Genomic DNA, 16,311 nt, shown 5'->3' on the forward strand with positions numbered 1-16,311 from the left:
GCGGGGCTTGCCAAGCGCCGCGCGACGTTTTGGTTGCGGGGCGGGCTCAGCGTTGCCCGGCGGCGAGCTTCTGCACGCGCTGGAGGCGGCGCGGCGGCGCGGTCCGCACCTCGACGAAACCGCCGCCATGCGCGATCACCGCCCAGGCCAGCGTCTGGCGCATCGGGCGCTGGTCGCGGATCGCTATGCGCAGGTTCTTGAGCAGCCGCTCGAGCTTGACGAGCGGGATCTGGATCTCCGCGTGCTCCTCCTGCGCGATCTCGTTCATCGCCCGGCGCAACATCCTCAGCGCGATGTCGAAGGGTTCGGCGAAGAGCGGTTCAGCCCGCAGCCGCAGCGCGCCGCCATCGGGCGCGCGGCGGATCACCGCTTCCTCTACGCTGCGCCGGGCCACATGTTCGAGCGCGTCCTCGGTGCGCCGCGCACGGGCGGCGAGATTGCCGAGCCGCTCCGGGGTCAGCCCCTCGCCGGCGAGGATCGGGATCAGCGCGCGAAAGCGCGTGCGCGCGAAGCGATGATCCTCGTTGCTGGGGTCCTTGGAGAACAGCCAGCCGTTCCTGGCGCAGGTGGCGACAAGCCGCGATTTCGGCACTTCGAGGAAGGGGCGAAGATGGCCGAGCATGCCGCGCCGGATGTTCGGGCGCATCGCGCCGAGTCCGGCGAGCCCGCTTCCGGAGGCCATGCGCATCAGCACGGTTTCCGCCTGATCGTCGAGGGTATGGGCAGTCACGAGATGCGAGGCCGCGATGGCGCGGGCATGGGTCATCAGCAGGGCATAGCGGCCCTTGCGCGCCGCCTCCTGGCTCACCGGACCTTCCGGCCGGTCGCTCCAGGGCAGGATCTTGTGCGGAACGCCGATCTCGCGGCAGAATTCCTGGACGAATTCCGCCTCGCGCCGTCCCTCCGGGCGCAGGCCGTGATCGACGGTCGCAACCGCGATCGGCGGCAGATAGGCGCGGGCGGCGGCCGTCAGCCCGAGCAGGGCCATGGAATCTGGGCCGCCGGAAACGGCAAGCAGCATTCCGCTCGCCTCGTCATTGCCGATCGCACCGCGATAGAGGGCGAGAGCCTCCTCCGGGGTCAGGGGCCATTCGTCGGTCGGGTCCTGCGTCTCGGCCTCGATCAGCACTGCGCGCGCGCCCTTTCCCGCTCCACCGCCTGTTTGATCTCGGCGGGTGCGTTCGGATATTTGCGGCCGACCTGCGCGAAGGTGCCGCAGGCCTCCTGGTTCGCGCCGAGCCCGCGCAGCGCGATGCCGAGCTTGAGCATCGCCTCCGGCGCGCGCGGCGCGCTCGCGTATTGGCTGGTGACGGTGAGGAACTGCTCCGCCGCCTCGCGGTAGCGGGTGCGGCGCAGATAACTCTCGCCGAGGAAGAAATGCGCTTCCGCCGCGCGGCGGTCCTTGGGGTGGGCGCGCAGGAAATCGCGGAACGCGCCCTCGGCGAGCTCGTAATCGCCGCGATCGATGAGCGATTTCGCATAGGCGTAATCGCTGCGCGCATCGCCCCGCCCGACCACCGGGGCGGGGGGCGGGGGGCGGCGGCCGGTCACGTCGAGCGGCGCGCCGACCGGATCGCCACCCGGGCTCGCAAGGGCGCCGGCCGGCAAGGCGGGGTTCATGCCGGCGGGGTTCATGCCGGCGGGCGCGGAAGGCGGCGTGGTCCCGAGCGGGCGCGGCGCGCCGGGTGCCGCAGCATTGGCGCCGGGGTCGAACGCATCCGAACGGCGCTGCGGCGCGGGAGATGCGCCCGGGGCCGGCTGGCCGGCAGGGCGCTGCGCGCCGCCCTTGCCTTCGAGATCGCGGAAGCGGAGATCCGCATCGGTCTCGAAGCGCTTCTGTGCCTCCTCGAGGCGGCGGATCTGGAAGCGCATCTCCTCGACCTGGCCGGTGAGCCGGCGGTTCTCGGTCTCGAGCCGGTCGACGCGCAGCAGCAATTCGGCGGCATCCTGCGCCCGCACCGGCCCCGCCGACGCGACAAGAACCAGCGCGACGCCGAGAAGGGCGCGCTCAAGCGGGGATGCCCGGCGAATCGGAGATGCGATCGAAAACGCCATGGATTGAACCTAGCAGATTCCGGCGCCCTGGAAGAGCCCTCAGCTTCCCGCCCCGGCAAGCACGGTCACGGCCCGGCGGTTCTGGGACCAGCAGGAGATGTCGTTGCACACCGCCACCGGCCGTTCCTTGCCGAAGGAGACGGTGCGGATGCGGTTGGCGCCGATGCCGCGGGCGACGAGATAGTTCTTCGCCGCTTCGGCGCGGCGCGCGCCGAGCGCGAAATTGTATTCGCGCGTGCCGCGCTCGTCGGCATGGCCTTCGAGGGTGAAGGAATAGCGCGGATAGCGCTGGAGCCATTGCGCCTGCTTGTCGAGCGTCGCCTGGCCGGCGGCGTTGATTTCGGAGGAATCCGAATCGAAGAAGATCCGGTCGCCGACATTGACCGTGAAATCCTGCACCGAGCCGGGCGTCGCGGCGCCTGCCGCCAGCCCGTCGGTGTCGGCGCTGTTCTTGGCGCAGGCCGCCAGCAGGCCGGCGGCGACGACCGCCACCGCGAAGCGCGCCGCGAGCGCGCGTGAACGAACGGGAACCATCCCACCACTCCTTGCAAAGGGCGCCCCGCCCCTTGCGACCAGATAAAATTCGCCTGCTTAACGAAAGCTTCCGTTAAGCCTCGCAGGCAGGGCTATGCACCGCGATCGATGGCGACTTTGCGGCGAATGGTGAACGGAACCTTGAATTCTCGGCCCCGCTCCGCTCAGGCCGCCTCGATGCCGAGCCGGCGGTCGCGATTGCGCACGAGGTGGATGACCGGCAGCGCCGCGAGCACCATCAGCGCCTTTCCGGCGACCTGCCCCGCGAGGTAATCGAGGCTCCCGAAGGCCAGCCACAGGAAGACCAGGCTGTCGACGACGAGGCCGAGCAGGCTCGAAACCAGAACGGCACGGACGAGGCCGCGCTTCTGGAGCGGCGTGAACACCGCAAAATCCGCGAGTTCCGAAAGCAGGAACGCCGCCACGGAAGCGACGACCAAGGCCGGAGGGGCGATGAAGGCGGAGAGCAGGCCGCCTGCCGCGATGGCGCCCAGCGCCCAGGCCGCCCCGAGCCGGCGCTGGATCATGTCGCGCAGGACAAGCGCGGCACCGACCAGCAGCACCCCGCTCGGCGCGGTCAGCCCGGGGCCGACCGGGATGAGGCAGGGGCCGTTCGGCACGCAGACGGTGCCGACATTCTGGATGAGCCAGTTCGCCGCCGGAATGCAGGCGATGAAGAGCGCGAGGCAGGCAAGGCCCTCGCGGCGCGGATCGGAAATTCGGGACATCATGTTTTCTCGCTTTGGCCCGGTTGCAAAACCTGACGGCTTAGAGGGATCAGCCACCCTGGATTACTGCCCCTGCCGCGCCATGAAGCGACGGTAACCTGCGGCGCGAAGCGTGCAGGCCGGGCATTGGCCACAGCCATAGCCCCAATCATGGCGCTTGTCACGCGTGCCGAGATAGCAGCTGTGGCTCGTCTCGCGGATCAGTGTCACCAGCGCCGTGCCGCCAAGCTGCTCGGCGAGCGCCCAGGTTTCCGCCTTGTCCAGCCACATCAGCGGCGTCTCCAGCACGAAGCGGCGCTCCATCCCGAGATTGAGCGCTACCTGCAGCGCCTTGATCGTGTCGTCGCGGCAATCGGGGTAACCGGAATAATCGGTTTCGCAGACCCCGGTGACGATGCGACGGATGCCGCGCCGATAGGCGAGGGCGGCGGCGAAGGCGAGGAAGACGAGGTTGCGGCCGGGCACGAAGGTGTTGGGCAGCCCGGCCTCGCCCATGCGGATTTCCGCCTCCCGCGTCAGCGCGGTTTCGGAGATCGCGCCGAGTGCGGCGAGCGGCAGGGTGTGGTCCGGCCCCAGCCGGGCCGCCCAGTCCGGGTTCAGCGCCGCCATGCCGGCGCGCAAGCCGTCGCGGCATTCAAGCTCGACCAGGTGGCGCTGGCCGTAATCGAAGCCGAGCGTCTCGACCCGCGCATGGCGCGCGAGCGCCCAGGCGAGGCAGGTCGCGGAATCCTGCCCGCCCGAGAACAGCACGAGGGCCGAATCGTCCATGCGTTCAGCGTGCCGAGAGCAGCGGCGACCAGGCCGGATCGGAGGCATAGGCCGGGGTCGGGATCGGCACGTCGATCCGGCCCGAGACATCGACCATGTGCAGCTTCGGCCCGCCGCCGGAATCGCGGAAGAACATGATGTAGCGGCCATTCGGCGCCCAGGTCGGCCCCTCGTTGTGGTAGCCCTCGGTGAGGATGCGCTCGCCGGAGCCGTCCGGCTTCATCACGCCGATGGCGAACGTATTGCCGCGCTGGCGGGTGAAGGCGATCAGATCGCCCTTGGGAGACCAGACGGGCGTCGAATAGCGGCCTTCCCCGAAGGAGATCCGCCGTGCGCCGGAGCCGTCCGCGCCCATGATGTAGATCTGCTGGCCGCCGCCGCGATCGCTTTCGAACACGATCTGCGTCCCGTCGGGCGAGAAGGAGGGCGAGGTGTCGATCGCGCCGCCGGAGGTGAGCGGCCGCAGCCCGCCCGTGCCATCCGCAAGGGCGAGATTGGTGTTGCCGGATTGCTCGACCGACAGGACAAGCCGCGTGCCGTCCGGCGCGAAGCGCGGCGCAAAGGTCGTTGCGCCCGAATTGGCGGCAAGGCTGCGCCGGCCGCTCGCGAGATCGAGGATCTGGACATTGGCGCGGCCGTCATCCCCGAGCGCCATGAAGGCGACGCGGTCGCCCTTCGGCGAATAGCGGGGCGTGATCAGCAATTCGCTGCCGGAGGAGATGGCGCGGAAATTGGCGCCGTCGGAATCCATGATGGCGAGACGCTTGCGGCGCTTCTCCTTCGGGCCGGTCTCGTCCACGAAGATGATGCGTGTATCGAAGAAGCCGCTCTCGCCGGTCATGCGCTCGAACACGGCGTCGGAGGCGAGATGGCCGAGCCGGCGCCAGTTGGCGGGATCGATCGCGTGCTTCTGGCCGACGATCTGCTTGCCGGTCGTCGCGTCCCAGAGGCGGTATTCCACCGCGAGGCGGCCGCCGTCGCGCACCAGCCGACCGGTGACGATCGCCTGCACGCCGGCCGCCGACCAGGCCGGGAAATTCGGCACCTGGTCGAAACCGATCTGCTTCTCGGGGAAGCGCGTGCGATCGAGCGGCTCGAACACGCCGGAGCGCTTCAGGTTCGAGGCGATGATCTCCGCCACCATCACCGCCTGCTGCTCGCCGCTGAAATCGAGGATGGCGATCGGCATCGGCTTGAAGTTGCGCGGGTTGAGATCGATGCACAATTCGCCCTGGCGGCAGCCGCCGCCGGCCTGCGCGCGCGCCTCGGATTTGATCAGCAGCGGCAGCGCGAGCGCCGCGCCGAGGCCGAGCATGAAGAAGACGGGACGGAAGAGCTGGAACGGGCGGTTCATGGCATGGGGCTCATCGCAAGGCTGGGGCTCATCGCAAATCGTCGGTGATCATGTTGAGGCGGACGTTCTTCCAATCCTCGTAGGTCGCGAGGAAGCGCGCCGGGATGCGGTAGGGCTGGCAATTGCGCAACGCGCGGATCGAGGCTTCCGCGAACGGCACGAAATTCGGTTCCGGCGAGCGGTTGACGAGCTGCACGCTGCTGATGATCCCGCCGTCGCGGCCGAGCGTGAAGGTGATCTGCGGCCCGGTCTTCGGCGCGGTGCCGTTATAGGAGATGCAGCGGCTCATCTGCTCGGTCAGGATGCCGATGAGCTGCGCGCGGTCGCTGGGGGACAGCTTCTGGCCCGTGGCGTTCTGGGTGCCGAGGCTCGCGGTCTGGCTGACCTGCGCGCCGGTGGCGCCGGTCGAGGCCGGAGCCTCGCGTGAGGTCAGCAGCTTCTGGCGGATCGCCTCGTTGAGCTTTTCGGCCTCGGCCTTCTCGCGCGCCTCGCGCTCCCTGCGAGCCTTTTCCTCCGCCTTGCGTTTTTCCTCCGCCTTGCGCTTCTCCTCGGCGCGGCGCCTCTCCTCGGCCTTGCGGGCCTCCTCGGCCTTTTGCTTCTCTTCGGCCTGCTGCTCGCGCAGCAGCTTTTCGAGTGCGTCCTGCTGCGGTGCCTCCGGCTTCGGCGGCTCCGCCCGTCTCGGCGGGAAGGGGCGCTGGCGGATGATCTCGGCGTCCTTCGCCTCCTCCTCCTCGGCCTTTTCCGGCGGGGCGGGGGCGGGGGCGGGTGGCGCTGCGCGCAATTCGGGCGGCCGTGCCGGCGGCGTGATCGCGGCCAGCTGCTCGGGTTTCGGCGGTTCGGGTTTCGGCGGTTCCGGCCTTGCCTCGGTGCGGACCGGTGGCACCGGCACTTCGCGCTGCTGGAGGCCGGGATCGCGGTCCTCGCGCGTTTCCGCGACACGATCGACGCGGCGTTGCGGTTCCGGGCGCTTCTCGGCGCGCGAATCGCCCTTCATCATCTCGTTGAACTGGCTCTCGGACACGACATCGACCGCGAGCGCCTCGGTGGCCGGCTCGAAGGGCTTGGCACTGGCGAAGGCATAAACGCTCGCGAGCAGCAGCGTCAGATGCGCCGTGGCCGAGACGATCCCGCCCGGCTGACGCCAGGACAGGAAGGACCGCAGGATATCGGACCCGGATCGCATGCCTTTTGCCGTCCTAGTTCCCCGCAAGGGGCTGGTTGACGAGCGCGGTCTTGACGAAACCCGCCTTGTTCAGCGCCGCGAGCACCGCGGCGACGCGGCCATATTCGACCTGCGCCGCGCCGCGGACATAGATGCGCTCGTCGAAGCCCTGCTTCGCGATCGCGCCGATCTCCGCCGCCAATGTCTCGAGCCGGGTTTCCCGATCCTGCAGGAACAGCTTGCCCTGCGCGTCGATCGTGACCGAAATCGGCTTCTGCTCGATGTTGAGCTGGCCGGCGGCGGTCTTCGGCAGATCCACCGGCACGCCCACGGTCAGCAGCGGCGCCGCGACCATGAAGATCACCAGCAACACCAGCATGACATCGATGAAGGGGATCATGTTCAGCTCGGCCATCGGCGCGGCGCGGCGCGCGCGCCGGCGCTTGCCGCCCCCGCCACCGTTCTGGCTCATCGCCATCGCCATGGCGGCACCTCACGCGGCGCGCGTCGGCACATGGCCGGCGCGCTCGTCGATCTGCCGCGAGATGATGGCGGAGAACTCGTCGGCGAAGGCCTCGAGGCGGCTCTGGTTGCGCGACGTGTCCTTCACGAACTTGTTGTAGAAGATGTTGGCGGGGATTGCCGCCACCAGCGCGATCGCGGTGGCGAACAGTGCTTCGGCGATGCCGGGCGCGACGACCGCGAGCGATGTGTTCTTCGAGGCGGCGATCGAACGAAAGGTCGTCATGATGCCGAAGACCGTGCCGAACAGGCCGATATAGGGGCCGACGGAGGCGATCGTCGCCAGCACCAGCAGTTTCGATTCGAGTCGCTCGACCTCGCGCGCGATCGAGACGTCGAGCACCTTGTCGATCCGTGTCTGGAGGCTCGCGAAGCCGCGCCCCGAGCCCTCGAGGGCGCGCCGCCATTCGCCCATCGCCGCCACGAACAGCGCCGCGAAGCCGTCATTCGTCTTCTGCACCAGCGCCCGATAGAGATCGTCGAGGCTCTGGCCGGACCAGAACATGTCCTCGAACTCGTCCATCCGGGCCTTCATCGCGCGCAGCATCAGCCATTTGTTGATGATGATCGCCCAGGACCAGATCGACGCGGCGAGCAGCCCCATCATCACCAGCTTGACGATGACATGGGCGTTGAGGAACAGCGAGACGAGCGACAGATCGGCGCTGGCTTCAGCGGCTGGCATGGCGATAGACCTTTCCGGCCGGGCCCGATTTCCCGGCAAACGCGGGCACATGCAGTGGTTTTGCGACCAAACTGAGGCGCAGGGCCATGTGCGGCCGGCGCGATGGCCCGGCCCGATGCTACCATCCATCGCGCGTTATGGTTAACCTTTGGTGATCAGCGCCAGCGCTGCGGCGATTTCCGCCGGCACGCGCGCGGGCCGGCCGCGAACGAGGAAGCCGAGTTCCAGTTCGGCTTCGGCGATGGTGTTCCCGTCGCGCAGCAGCCGCTGGCGCATCGCGATCCGCGCGCCCGTTATCGCCGCGACCGTCGTCTCGACCAGCAGGAGATCGTCCATCCGTGCCGGGCGATGGTATTCGATCGTCATCCGCCGGACCACGAAGAGCTGCGGTCCGCCCGCGGCCGCGAACAGCCGGCTCTGATCGATGCCGAGCGCGCGCAGCGCCTCCGTCCGTCCGCGCTCGAAGAAATGCAGGTAGCGCGCGTGGTAGACGGCCCCGGAGAAATCCGTGTCCTCGTAATAGACGCGGAGCGGGAATGGTTCGGCGCGGCGTGTCATGGGGTTGTGATGCTTTCGTGCTTCGTCGGTCCCGACCGCTGGGAGCGGTCGGGGAGGTAACAGCCATGGCGATCCATCTCAACCGTCGCGTTGTTCTCGCATCCGCCGCCGCGTCGCTGCTGCCCCTGCGCGCCGTCGCGCAGGATTGGAAGGCGCAGTTCAAGGAATTGCGGCTCGGGGTCTCGTCGGCCGAGAACGAGGCCGGCGCGCTCGCGCGCTGGGAACCGGTCGCGAAATATCTCACCGAGGTCCTCGGCGTGCCGGTCCGGACCTATCGGGTCGCGGATTATGCCGGCCTGGTCGAAGGCATGCGCGGCGACCAGATCGAGTTCTCCCGCTTCGGGCCGGCCGTCTATTCGATGGGGCGGCGCGTGATGGGCGATAAGCTGAAGCCGCTGTTCCGCGACATCGATAACAACGGCGCCGAGGGCTATTATTCGATCGTCGTGGTGAAGGCGGAGAGCCCCTACCAGACCCTCGCCGATCTCAAGGGCAAGCCCTTCCTGTTCGCCGACCCGAACTCGACCTCGGGCTATGCCTTCCCGCAATATTACATGCGCAAGCAGGGTTTCGACCCGGCGGCGCATTTCTCCGCCACCGCCTTCTCCGGCAGCCACGAGAATTCCGTGATCGGCGTGGTGCGCGGGCAATACGACGCCGCCGCCACCTACTGGACCAACGAGGAAAGCGGCATGGTCCAGCGGCTCGAAAGCCGCGGCATGATCCCGAAGGGCGCCGTGCGGATCATCTGGAAATCGCCGCTCATCCCGGCGAGCCCGTTCTGCGCGCGCGCCAACCTGCCGCAGGCGCTCCAGGATGCGGTGAAGGAGGCGTTCTTCACGATGAAGGAGCGCGCCCCGGATGTCTGGAAGGCGCTGACCGACGGCAAGGTGAAGGGCTACGCGCCCGCGAAGCACGAGGATTATCTCGATGTGGTCGCGGTGCTCGACGAACTCGACCGCGAGCGCAAGAAGCGCGGGAGCTGAACGGGCATCCCTCGCCGCCCGAGCATCGCCTTGGCTCTGCTCACGTTGATGTGAAACGGCGCCTCGGCTTCGTGAAGCGTGGGCGGCGTCATTCCATGCGACCTTCCGTCGCGCCGCGATCGGCGGCTGGTGCATCGGGAGGTTTTGATGTCCGATACCGGATTTCCATCCGGCTGGCGGTTTTTCTGGCTCAGCAGCGCAGTTGTGCTCGTAATCGGGATTGGCGTGCCGGCGGCGCACGGCTTCGAGACCGATGCACTGCGCTGGGGCATCCGCTTCACGGCCCGCAGTTCGGCAGTGCTTTTCCTGCTTGCCTTTGTCGCGAGCGCGATGGTGCGGCTCTTTCCCTCGGCGCCGAGCCGCTGGCTGCGGGCCAACCGCCGCCATCTCGGCCTCGCCTTCGCCTTCTCGCATGGCGTTCATGCGGGGCAGATCATCGCCTATGCCTCGCAGGGGCCGCAGCAATACGCGGCGGCGGTGACGCCGGACATGATCATTGCCGGCTCGATCGGCTATGCGCTGATCATCCTGATGGCGGCGACCTCGTTCCAGCGCCCGGCAGCGATGATCGGCCGGTCAGCCTGGAGCATCCTGCATCTGGCCGGGATTTCCTGGCTCTGGCTGCAATTCGTGATCGCTTTCGGGAAACGGGCCGCGATGGGCGGGCCGATCTACTGGTTTTTCCTCGGGCTTTTCGCGGTGGCGCTCGCGTTGCGGATCGTCGCCTGGCGGCGTTCGGCCGGGCAGACCTCGCTGCCGACCTGAATTGCTGCGCCTCCCGGCGCTATTCCTCCCCGTCCTCGAACAGCCCGAGCTGCGGCGCGGGCCGCGAGGGCGGGTCAAGGCCCAGATGGCGGAAGGCGGCCTCGGTGAGAAGCCGGCCGCGCGGCGTGCGCTGGAGGAAGCCCTGCTGCAGGAGATAGGGCTCGATGATGTCCTCGATCGCGTCGCGCGGCTCGGAAAGCGCCGCCGCCATGGTCTCGATCCCGACCGGGCCGCCCATGAATTTCTCGGCGATCGTCGTCAGGTAGCGGCGGTCCATCAGGTCGAGGCCGATCGAATCCACGTCGAGCATGGTCAGCGCCCGGTCGGCGATCGCGCGGGTGACCGTCTCCGCGCCCTCGACGATGGCGACGTCGCGCACGCGGCGCAGCAGCCGGCCGGCGATGCGCGGCGTACCGCGGGCGCGCCGGGCGATCTCGTTGGCGCCGTCCGCGCTCATGCCGATGCCAAGCACGCGCGCGCCGCGGGTGACGATGCGTTCCAGTTCCTCCACCGTGTAGAAATTGAGGCGGATGGGGATGCCGAACCGGTCGCGCAGCGGCGTCGTCAGTAGCCCGGCGCGGGTGGTGGCGCCGACCAGGGTGAATTTCGGCAGGTCGATCTTCACCGAGCGGGCGGCCGGCCCCTCGCCGATGATGAGGTCGAGCTGATAATCCTCCATCGCGGGGTAGAGGATTTCCTCCACCGCCGGGTTGAGCCGGTGGATCTCGTCGATGAACAGCACGTCGCGCTCGTCGAGATTGGTGAGCTGGGCCGCGAGATCGCCGGCCTTGGCGATGACCGGGCCGGAGGTCGAGCGGAAATTGACGCCGAGCTCGCGCGCGACGATCTGCGCCAGCGTCGTCTTGCCGAGCCCCGGCGGGCCGACGAAGAGCACGTGGTCGAGCGCCTCGCCGCGCGCCTTCGCGGCCTGGATGAAGACCTTCAGGTTCTCTTGCGCCTGCGCCTGCCCGATGAACTCGCCGAGCGCGAGCGGACGGATCGCGCTGTCGGAATCGTCGCCGCGCTTCTCGGGGTTGAGCAGGCCGGGGCGGGGCTGGGTCACAGCGCCTTCTCCAGTTCGAGCGTGTCGCGGATCGGCAAGCCGCCATGGCCGATCGTCGGCAGATGCGGCGCCACCGCGCGATAGATATCGACGGCGGCGGGGAAGAAGCCGACCAGCTGGAACCCGAGCTTCTGATAATAGAACAGCGCCGGGGTGTTGTCGTTGGTCGTCATCACCCGGATCGCCTTCGCGCCTTCCCGGCGAGCAGCTTCCGCGACCGCGTCGAGAAGCCGGGCGCCTATGCCGAGGCCGGGCTTGTGGCTGTCGAGGGTGAAGACCATGGCGGTCGCGCGCAGGATGTTCCAAGACACGAAGCCGAGAAGCCCGCCATCGGGATCGATCGCGCGGAAGGCGCGCACCTGCTCGCAGGGCCAGGCGCGCCCGCCCATCAGCAGCGTATCCCCCCAGCGCTTCATCAGCAGCGCGCGGAGATATTCGGTATCGGTGATGGGTTCGATGCGGATGCCGGTTTCCTTCGTCATTTCGCCAGTTCCTTCAGGCCCTGCCGGATCAGCGCGCCGGTTTCGGCGTTCCCGCCCAGCACCTTCGCCGCGGCGGCGATCGCGCCGGTCGCCTGCGGTTCGCCATAGCCGAGATTGACGAGCGCCGAGATTGCGTCCCTCACCGGGCCGCTGGCGCGCCCGTCCCCGACATCGCCGGCGAGCGCGACGATCGCCGGATCGATGCCGCCGAAGACCGGGGCCTTGCCCTTCAGCTCGACGCAGATGCGCTCCGCGAGCTTCGGGCCGACCCCCGGCGCGCGCGCGATGGCCGCCTTGTCCTTCATCGCGATGGCGTTGGCGAGATCGGCGGGGCGCAGCGTCGAGAGGATCGCCAGCGCCACCTTCTGGCCCACGCCCTGCACGCCGATGAGGATGTTGAACCAGTCCTTCTCCACCGGGGTCGCGAAGCCGAACAGGCGGATCATGTCCTCCCGCACCACGGTCTCGACATGCAGGGTCGCCGCCTCGCCCGCCGGGGGCAGGGATTGCAGCGTGCGGGCGGAGCAATGGACCAGATAGCCGACGCCATGCACGTCGAGGATGACGTGATCCTCGCCATAGCCGTCAATCACGCCTCGGAGCCGGCCGATCATGCTCAGCGTCCGCAGCGCCGCAGCGGCGCGCTTTTCGTGCCGTCCGGCCAGAGGATGCGCAGGGTGGCGCCGCTTGCCTCGATCCGGAACCGGCGGGGGCCGGGCGCGCCCTCCTCGCCCTCGCAGCGCCGCGCGGAAACCGACCACAGCACACGATCCCCGGCGGCGGTCTCGGGCGTGAAGGTCAGCCCCTGGCAGGAGAAGACCGGGAGGTCGAGCCTGTCCGGCCCCAGCGTGAGGAAATTGTCGCCGGCGCGGCAGGCCGGCAGATCGAGCGCATAGCGGCCCGAGAGCGGCCGCGGCGCCTGCTCGGCCGAGGCGGGCGCGGCCATGACATGCAGCGCCAGAACCGGTGCTGCGAAAGCGGTCAATCCCCGCATGATCATCTCTCCCTCCCTCGATGATGCGCATGACAGATGGCAATGGCGAGCGCGTCGGCCATGTCGTCGGTGCGGAACTCGGCTTTCGGCAGCAGCACCTTCACCATCATGCGGATCTGCGCCTTTTCGGCATGGCCGGCGCCGACCACCGCCTTCTTGATCTGGTTCGGCGCGTATTCCGCCACCCTGAGACCCGCCTGCGCGGGAACGAGCATCGCCACCCCGCGGGCGGCGCCGAGCTTGAGGGTGGCGCGCGGATCCTTGTTGAGAAAGGTTTCTTCAACCGCCGCCTCTTCCGGTGCGTGCTCCCGGATCACCCCGCGAAGGCCCTCGTGGATCGCGGCCAGCCGGTCGGCCAGATCGGCGGCGGGGCTGGGCTCGACGGCGCCGCAGGCGATGTAGCTGAGCCGCGTGCCCTCGACCGCGATCACGCCCCAGCCGGTATGGCGCAGGCCGGGATCAATACCGATGATTCGCGTCGCGGGTTTCATGCGGCGAGGTTATGCCGCCTCGAACCGGAACGAAAAGTGAAAGCCGGCGCGCGGCGAAACTTGCTGTGCAGAGCGGCTCACGCGGTGAGCTTCGCCATCACCTCGTCCGACACCTCGAAATTCGAAAAGACGTTCTGAACGTCGTCGTCGTTGTCGAGATTGTCGATGAGCTTCATGACGCTTATCGCCTTTTCCTCGTCGAGTTCGACCGTGTTCTGCGGCCGCCAGACGATCTTGGCCGAGGCCGGGGCGCCGAGCGCGGCCTCGAGCGCCTTCGAGACCTCCGAGAGATCGGCGAAAGCGCAGGTGATGACATGGCCGTTCTCGTCGGAGACGACGTCATCGGCGCCGGCCTCGATCGCGGCTTCCATCACCCTGTCGGCGTCGCCGACGGCGGCGGGATAGGTGATCTCGCCGAGGCGGTCGAACATGAAGGTTGCCGAGCCCGAGGCGCCGAGTTCGCCGCCGGCCTTGGTGAAATAGGAGCGCACGGCCGAGCCGGTGCGGTTGCGGTTGTCGGTCAGGGCCTCGACGATCAGCATCACGCCGCCGGGGCCGCGCCCCTCGTAACGGACCTCCTCGTAATTCTCGCCGTCGCTGCCCGAGGCCTTCTTGATCGCGCGTTCGATATTGTCCTTCGGCATGTTCTCGGCGCGCGCGGCGAGCACCGCCATCCGCAGGCGCGGGTTCATGTTCGGGTCCGGCGCGCCCATCTTGGCGGCGACCGTGATCTCGCGCGCGAGCTTGCCGAACAGCTTCGAGCGCGCCGCATCCTGCTTGCCTTTGCGGTGCATGATGTTCTTGAATTGCGAATGACCGGCCATTTCTGCCTCGAAGGTCGCGAAGGTCTGGGATGGCGGGCTTATAGGAAAAGAAATCCGGCAAGGGAAGTCGGCTCGAAGCTGATGCCCTCCCGCCAGGTTCAGGGGGCGGCCGTTCCGCTTCGTGTCCTGCGGCGCTCGCGCGCCTCGTAGCGGCAGGTCGGGTTATGACCCGGCGGATGGCAGCGCGCGATGCGTGCCGCCGCCGCGCATTCCGCAATGAAGGCCTCGCGCGGCCCGTCGCCGCTCCGGCCTTTCCGCGCCGCTCCCTCCCATTGTGCGGCGCAATCCCGGCGCTGGTTCTCGAAGCGTTGCGCCTCGCGCAGTTCCCAGAGCCCGGCCGGATCCGCCGCATCCTGCGCGGCGGCGACCGTCGCGAGCAGGACAGCGAGAGCGGCCACGCCCGGAGCCGAGAGGCGCGACCGGCCGGTCATTCCCAGCCCTGCGGCAGGCTTTCCGCGAGCAGCGGGCCGAGCCGCACCGCCCAGCATGCTTTCGCAAGGCCGGTCCTGTCGTCGGTCTCGACGGCGAAGCCGCAGAGCGTCGCCGTGCCCTCCGTGGCCTCGAAGCGGCCGGAGGGCGTCGCATGCAGGAAACGGTGCAGCGGCGCGGATTTCTCGACGCCGAGAATTGAATCGTAATCCCCGCACATGCCGGCATCGGAAAGATAGGCGGTGCCGCCGGGCAGGATCCGCTGGTCGGCGGTTGGCACATGGGTATGGGTGCCGACGACGGCGGATGCGCGGCCATCGACGAAATAGGCGAGCGCCTGCTTCTCGCTCGTTGCCTCGGCATGCATGTCGATCAGCATCGCATCGCAGCCCGTTCCGAGCGGGCAGGCGGCGATCTGCCGCTCGATCTCGGCGAAGGGATCATCGGCAAGGCCCATGAACACCCGGCCGATCAGGTTGACCACCAGCACGCGCGCGCCGGTCCGGGTCTCGACCAGCGCCGCGCCGCGGCCGGGCGAGCCGACGGCGAAATTCGCGGGGCGGATAAGGCGGTGCTCGCGCGTGATGAACACCAGCGCCTCGCGCTGGTCCCAGGCATGGTTGCCGAGGGTGATGCAATCCGCGCCGGCATCGAGCAGCTCGGCGCAGATCGCCTCGGTGATGCCGGCGGTGCCGGCGGAATTCTCGCCGTTGATCACCACGCAATCGAGCGCCCAGCGCGCGCGCAGGGCGGGCAGATGTCGGGTCACAGCCTCGCGGCCGGGGCGACCGACCACGTCGCCGAGGAACAGGATGCGCATCGGAACCCCGCGCGGTAAGGATCAGGCCGGAATGCCGCCGCGAGGCCGGCGGAAGTTGCGGAGCCGCATGGACCGGTGGAGTGTCGATCCCGGGAACCTACATGAGTAGGTGGGCGCCGTGTGTCCGGGTCCAGGGACCCGGTCAGGGACAGCTCCCTTAGGATCGATAAGGCCCCGGGGAATACGTATAACCTGCCGCATCCCGCAGCCCCGCATTCCCAATGTAGGCGCTTCGCGGGCCGATGAGAAGGGGTCAGGATTCCGCCTGCGCACCGGAAAGCATGCGGGTGATGCGGTCGACGCGGCTCGTCATCCCGTCGATCGCCGCCGCAATCGCCGCGTCGCGCTGCGATACGCTTTCCGCCGCCTGATGGCGCAGCATCTGATCGCTGTCGAGCGCGGCCTTGAGATCCTTTGCCTTCTGTTCGGCCTCGGCCAGTTCGTCGCAGACCATTAGTGCCGCCATCACGGTCAAGCGCAGATCGCCGATCTCGCCGAAATTCTGCCGCATCATGCGGATGCGGGTGTCGAGATGCTCGGCCAGCCGTTCGAGATGCGGTTCCTGGCCGTCATCGCAGGCCATGCGGAACTGCTTGCCGTCGATCATGACCGTCACTTGCGTCATGACGGCCGCCTCATGCCAGGCTCGCGCGCAGGGCGGCGATCGCCCGGTCGAGCCGCGGTGCGATCTCGCCAAGCCCCGCCTCGGCGGCCTCGCGGCCGGCCCTTTCGCCGTCGAGCTGCCGCGCGAGTTGATGGCGGTCCTCCCGCATCAGGTCGAGTTCGGTTTCGAGATTGGCCCGCACCCTTTCGCCGTCGGCATGGCGCAGGGAGGCCGCGTCGAGCCGATCGAGCGCGGCGCCGAGGCGCGCCAAGGCTTCGCGGATGGATTCGCTCAATGGCGTCTCCCCATTCTCCAGTAGATGCGGGCGGATGGGAGATTTGCCGCACGGTGCCGGCAAATCAATTCTTTGAGCCTCGAAGCTTAGACATCGGGTGAGGCCATGGTCAATCACTCATCCGGGGCAAATCACGCCACGGTTGTGGCGGCGCCGGATCTTCCACAAATTGCTAGGAGCGGGCGGCGACGG

At 68.5% G+C, this 16,311-nt stretch carries 22 protein-coding genes and 1 other RNA gene; 2 read left to right on the forward strand and 21 right to left on the reverse strand.

The window, feature by feature from the left end:
• Positions 1-46 precede the first annotated feature (46 nt).
• The 10 genes from tilS to ybgC all read right to left on the reverse strand — a co-directional run bounded on the left by tilS (position 47) and on the right by ybgC (position 8,366).
• Positions 47-1,129 carry a tRNA lysidine(34) synthetase TilS gene (tilS, locus tag FWJ24_RS02215; RefSeq protein WP_150286136.1) on the reverse strand — a complete coding sequence of 361 codons (1,083 nt, stop codon included), beginning with the start codon at positions 1,127-1,129 and terminating at the stop codon, positions 47-49.
• A complete protein-coding gene (gene ybgF, locus FWJ24_RS02220; RefSeq protein WP_150286137.1) occupies positions 1,123-2,055 on the reverse strand; it encodes a tol-pal system protein YbgF in 933 nt (310 codons plus the stop codon). The genes tilS and ybgF overlap by 7 nt, the downstream gene beginning before the upstream one ends.
• A 39-nt stretch (positions 2,056-2,094) precedes the next feature.
• Entirely contained in the window at positions 2,095-2,589 is a 495-nt protein-coding gene (gene pal / locus FWJ24_RS02225; protein WP_150286138.1) for a peptidoglycan-associated lipoprotein Pal, read from the reverse strand.
• A gap of 164 nt (positions 2,590-2,753) precedes the next feature.
• A complete protein-coding gene (locus FWJ24_RS02230; protein WP_150286139.1) occupies positions 2,754-3,317 on the reverse strand; it encodes a VUT family protein in 564 nt (187 codons plus the stop codon).
• 63 nt (positions 3,318-3,380) lie between these two features.
• Complete coding sequence (queC, locus tag FWJ24_RS02235) at positions 3,381-4,085, reverse strand: 7-cyano-7-deazaguanine synthase QueC (protein WP_150286140.1); 705 nt, start codon at positions 4,083-4,085, stop codon at positions 3,381-3,383.
• A gap of 4 nt (positions 4,086-4,089) precedes the next feature.
• Positions 4,090-5,439 (reverse strand): Tol-Pal system beta propeller repeat protein TolB, encoded by a 1,350-nt coding sequence (gene tolB / locus FWJ24_RS02240; protein ID WP_246155473.1) that lies wholly within the window; start codon positions 5,437-5,439, stop codon positions 4,090-4,092.
• Positions 5,440-5,467: 28 nt separating this feature from the next.
• On the reverse strand, positions 5,468-6,622 hold the full coding sequence (gene tolA, locus FWJ24_RS02245) for a cell envelope integrity protein TolA (RefSeq protein WP_150286141.1): 1,155 nt from the start codon (positions 6,620-6,622) through the stop codon (positions 5,468-5,470).
• Positions 6,623-6,635: 13 nt separating this feature from the next.
• On the reverse strand, positions 6,636-7,085 hold the full coding sequence (locus FWJ24_RS02250) for an ExbD/TolR family protein (protein WP_150286142.1): 450 nt from the start codon (positions 7,083-7,085) through the stop codon (positions 6,636-6,638).
• A 9-nt stretch (positions 7,086-7,094) separates the two neighbouring features.
• Entirely contained in the window at positions 7,095-7,808 is a 714-nt protein-coding gene (tolQ, locus tag FWJ24_RS02255) for a protein TolQ (protein WP_150286143.1), read from the reverse strand.
• 141 nt (positions 7,809-7,949) lie between these two features.
• A complete protein-coding gene (gene ybgC, locus FWJ24_RS02260) occupies positions 7,950-8,366 on the reverse strand; it encodes a tol-pal system-associated acyl-CoA thioesterase (RefSeq protein WP_150286144.1) in 417 nt (138 codons plus the stop codon).
• A 65-nt stretch (positions 8,367-8,431) separates the two neighbouring features.
• On the opposite strand from ybgC, the gene phnD reads away from it, so the two are divergent.
• Together phnD and FWJ24_RS02270 are read left to right on the forward strand one after the other, a co-directional pair.
• The gene (gene phnD / locus FWJ24_RS02265) at positions 8,432-9,352 is read left to right on the forward strand and encodes a phosphonate ABC transporter substrate-binding protein (protein ID WP_166443558.1); all 921 of its coding nucleotides are present in this window, start codon (positions 8,432-8,434) and stop codon (positions 9,350-9,352) included.
• A gap of 147 nt (positions 9,353-9,499) precedes the next feature.
• Entirely contained in the window at positions 9,500-10,117 is a 618-nt protein-coding gene (locus FWJ24_RS02270; protein WP_150286146.1) for a hypothetical protein, read from the forward strand.
• Between the two features lie 19 nt (positions 10,118-10,136).
• On the opposite strand, the gene ruvB is transcribed toward FWJ24_RS02270, so the two are convergent.
• From ruvB to FWJ24_RS02325, 11 genes are all read right to left on the reverse strand, one after another.
• Positions 10,137-11,180, reverse strand: a complete 1,044-nt coding sequence (gene ruvB, locus FWJ24_RS02275) for a Holliday junction branch migration DNA helicase RuvB (RefSeq protein WP_150286147.1) — start codon at positions 11,178-11,180, stop codon at positions 10,137-10,139.
• Positions 11,177-11,662 (reverse strand): GNAT family N-acetyltransferase, encoded by a 486-nt coding sequence (locus FWJ24_RS02280; protein WP_150286148.1) that lies wholly within the window; start codon positions 11,660-11,662, stop codon positions 11,177-11,179. The genes ruvB and FWJ24_RS02280 overlap by 4 nt, the downstream gene beginning before the upstream one ends.
• Positions 11,659-12,276, reverse strand: a complete 618-nt coding sequence (ruvA, locus tag FWJ24_RS02285) for a Holliday junction branch migration protein RuvA (RefSeq protein WP_150286149.1) — start codon at positions 12,274-12,276, stop codon at positions 11,659-11,661. The genes FWJ24_RS02280 and ruvA overlap by 4 nt, the downstream gene beginning before the upstream one ends.
• A 2-nt stretch (positions 12,277-12,278) precedes the next feature.
• Positions 12,279-12,656 carry a hypothetical protein gene (locus tag FWJ24_RS02290; RefSeq protein WP_150286150.1) on the reverse strand — a complete coding sequence of 126 codons (378 nt, stop codon included), beginning with the start codon at positions 12,654-12,656 and terminating at the stop codon, positions 12,279-12,281.
• Between the two features lie 2 nt (positions 12,657-12,658).
• Positions 12,659-13,147 (reverse strand): crossover junction endodeoxyribonuclease RuvC, encoded by a 489-nt coding sequence (gene ruvC, locus FWJ24_RS02295; RefSeq protein ID WP_150286151.1) that lies wholly within the window; start codon positions 13,145-13,147, stop codon positions 12,659-12,661.
• Between the two features lie 77 nt (positions 13,148-13,224).
• Positions 13,225-13,971, reverse strand: a complete 747-nt coding sequence (locus FWJ24_RS02300; protein WP_150286152.1) for a YebC/PmpR family DNA-binding transcriptional regulator — start codon at positions 13,969-13,971, stop codon at positions 13,225-13,227.
• A gap of 98 nt (positions 13,972-14,069) precedes the next feature.
• Positions 14,070-14,369 (reverse strand): hypothetical protein, encoded by a 300-nt coding sequence (locus tag FWJ24_RS02305; RefSeq protein WP_150286153.1) that lies wholly within the window; start codon positions 14,367-14,369, stop codon positions 14,070-14,072.
• Between the two features lie 29 nt (positions 14,370-14,398).
• Positions 14,399-15,220 carry a TIGR00282 family metallophosphoesterase gene (locus tag FWJ24_RS02310; protein WP_150286154.1) on the reverse strand — a complete coding sequence of 274 codons (822 nt, stop codon included), beginning with the start codon at positions 15,218-15,220 and terminating at the stop codon, positions 14,399-14,401.
• Between the two features lie 56 nt (positions 15,221-15,276).
• Positions 15,277-15,434, reverse strand: a non-coding RNA gene (gene ssrS, locus FWJ24_RS02315) — 6S RNA.
• A 39-nt stretch (positions 15,435-15,473) separates the two neighbouring features.
• Positions 15,474-15,845, reverse strand: a complete 372-nt coding sequence (locus FWJ24_RS02320; RefSeq protein WP_150286155.1) for a cell division protein ZapA — start codon at positions 15,843-15,845, stop codon at positions 15,474-15,476.
• A 10-nt stretch (positions 15,846-15,855) separates the two neighbouring features.
• Positions 15,856-16,119: a DUF4164 family protein gene (locus FWJ24_RS02325; RefSeq protein WP_166443560.1), complete on the reverse strand. Its 264-nt coding sequence runs from the start codon at positions 16,117-16,119 to the stop codon at positions 15,856-15,858.
• Between the last annotated feature and the right edge of the window lie 192 nt (positions 16,120-16,311).

It is taken from the genome of Rhabdaerophilum calidifontis (genome assembly GCF_008641065.1).
GTDB lineage: Bacteria > Pseudomonadota > Alphaproteobacteria > Rhizobiales > Beijerinckiaceae > Rhabdaerophilum > Rhabdaerophilum calidifontis.

Bases quoted from the DNA above. Each gene is read 5' to 3' on its own strand.
- pal (WP_150286138.1), bottom strand. From the start codon at position 2,589: ATGGTTCCCGTTCGTTCACGCGCGCTCGCGGCGCGCTTCGCGGTGGCG.
- FWJ24_RS02250 (WP_150286142.1), bottom strand. From the start codon at position 7,085: ATGGCGATGGCGATGAGCCAGAACGGTGGCGGGGGCGGCAAGCGCCGG.
- FWJ24_RS02280 (WP_150286148.1), bottom strand. From the start codon at position 11,662: ATGACGAAGGAAACCGGCATCCGCATCGAACCCATCACCGATACCGAA.
- tolB (WP_246155473.1), bottom strand. From the start codon at position 5,439: ATGAACCGCCCGTTCCAGCTCTTCCGTCCCGTCTTCTTCATGCTCGGC.
- ruvA (WP_150286149.1), bottom strand. From the start codon at position 12,276: ATGATCGGCCGGCTCCGAGGCGTGATTGACGGCTATGGCGAGGATCAC.
- FWJ24_RS02270 (WP_150286146.1), top strand. From the start codon at position 9,500: ATGTCCGATACCGGATTTCCATCCGGCTGGCGGTTTTTCTGGCTCAGC.
- tolQ (WP_150286143.1), bottom strand. From the start codon at position 7,808: ATGCCAGCCGCTGAAGCCAGCGCCGATCTGTCGCTCGTCTCGCTGTTC.
- phnD (WP_166443558.1), top strand. From the start codon at position 8,432: ATGGCGATCCATCTCAACCGTCGCGTTGTTCTCGCATCCGCCGCCGCG.
- FWJ24_RS02290 (WP_150286150.1), bottom strand. From the start codon at position 12,656: ATGCGGGGATTGACCGCTTTCGCAGCACCGGTTCTGGCGCTGCATGTC.
- FWJ24_RS02320 (WP_150286155.1), bottom strand. From the start codon at position 15,845: ATGACGCAAGTGACGGTCATGATCGACGGCAAGCAGTTCCGCATGGCC.
- FWJ24_RS02230 (WP_150286139.1), bottom strand. From the start codon at position 3,317: ATGTCCCGAATTTCCGATCCGCGCCGCGAGGGCCTTGCCTGCCTCGCG.
- tolA (WP_150286141.1), bottom strand. From the start codon at position 6,622: ATGCGATCCGGGTCCGATATCCTGCGGTCCTTCCTGTCCTGGCGTCAG.
- ruvC (WP_150286151.1), bottom strand. From the start codon at position 13,147: ATGAAACCCGCGACGCGAATCATCGGTATTGATCCCGGCCTGCGCCAT.
- FWJ24_RS02300 (WP_150286152.1), bottom strand. From the start codon at position 13,971: ATGGCCGGTCATTCGCAATTCAAGAACATCATGCACCGCAAAGGCAAG.
- queC (WP_150286140.1), bottom strand. From the start codon at position 4,085: ATGGACGATTCGGCCCTCGTGCTGTTCTCGGGCGGGCAGGATTCCGCG.
- ybgF (WP_150286137.1), bottom strand. From the start codon at position 2,055: ATGGCGTTTTCGATCGCATCTCCGATTCGCCGGGCATCCCCGCTTGAG.
- FWJ24_RS02310 (WP_150286154.1), bottom strand. From the start codon at position 15,220: ATGCGCATCCTGTTCCTCGGCGACGTGGTCGGTCGCCCCGGCCGCGAG.
- ybgC (WP_150286144.1), bottom strand. From the start codon at position 8,366: ATGACACGCCGCGCCGAACCATTCCCGCTCCGCGTCTATTACGAGGAC.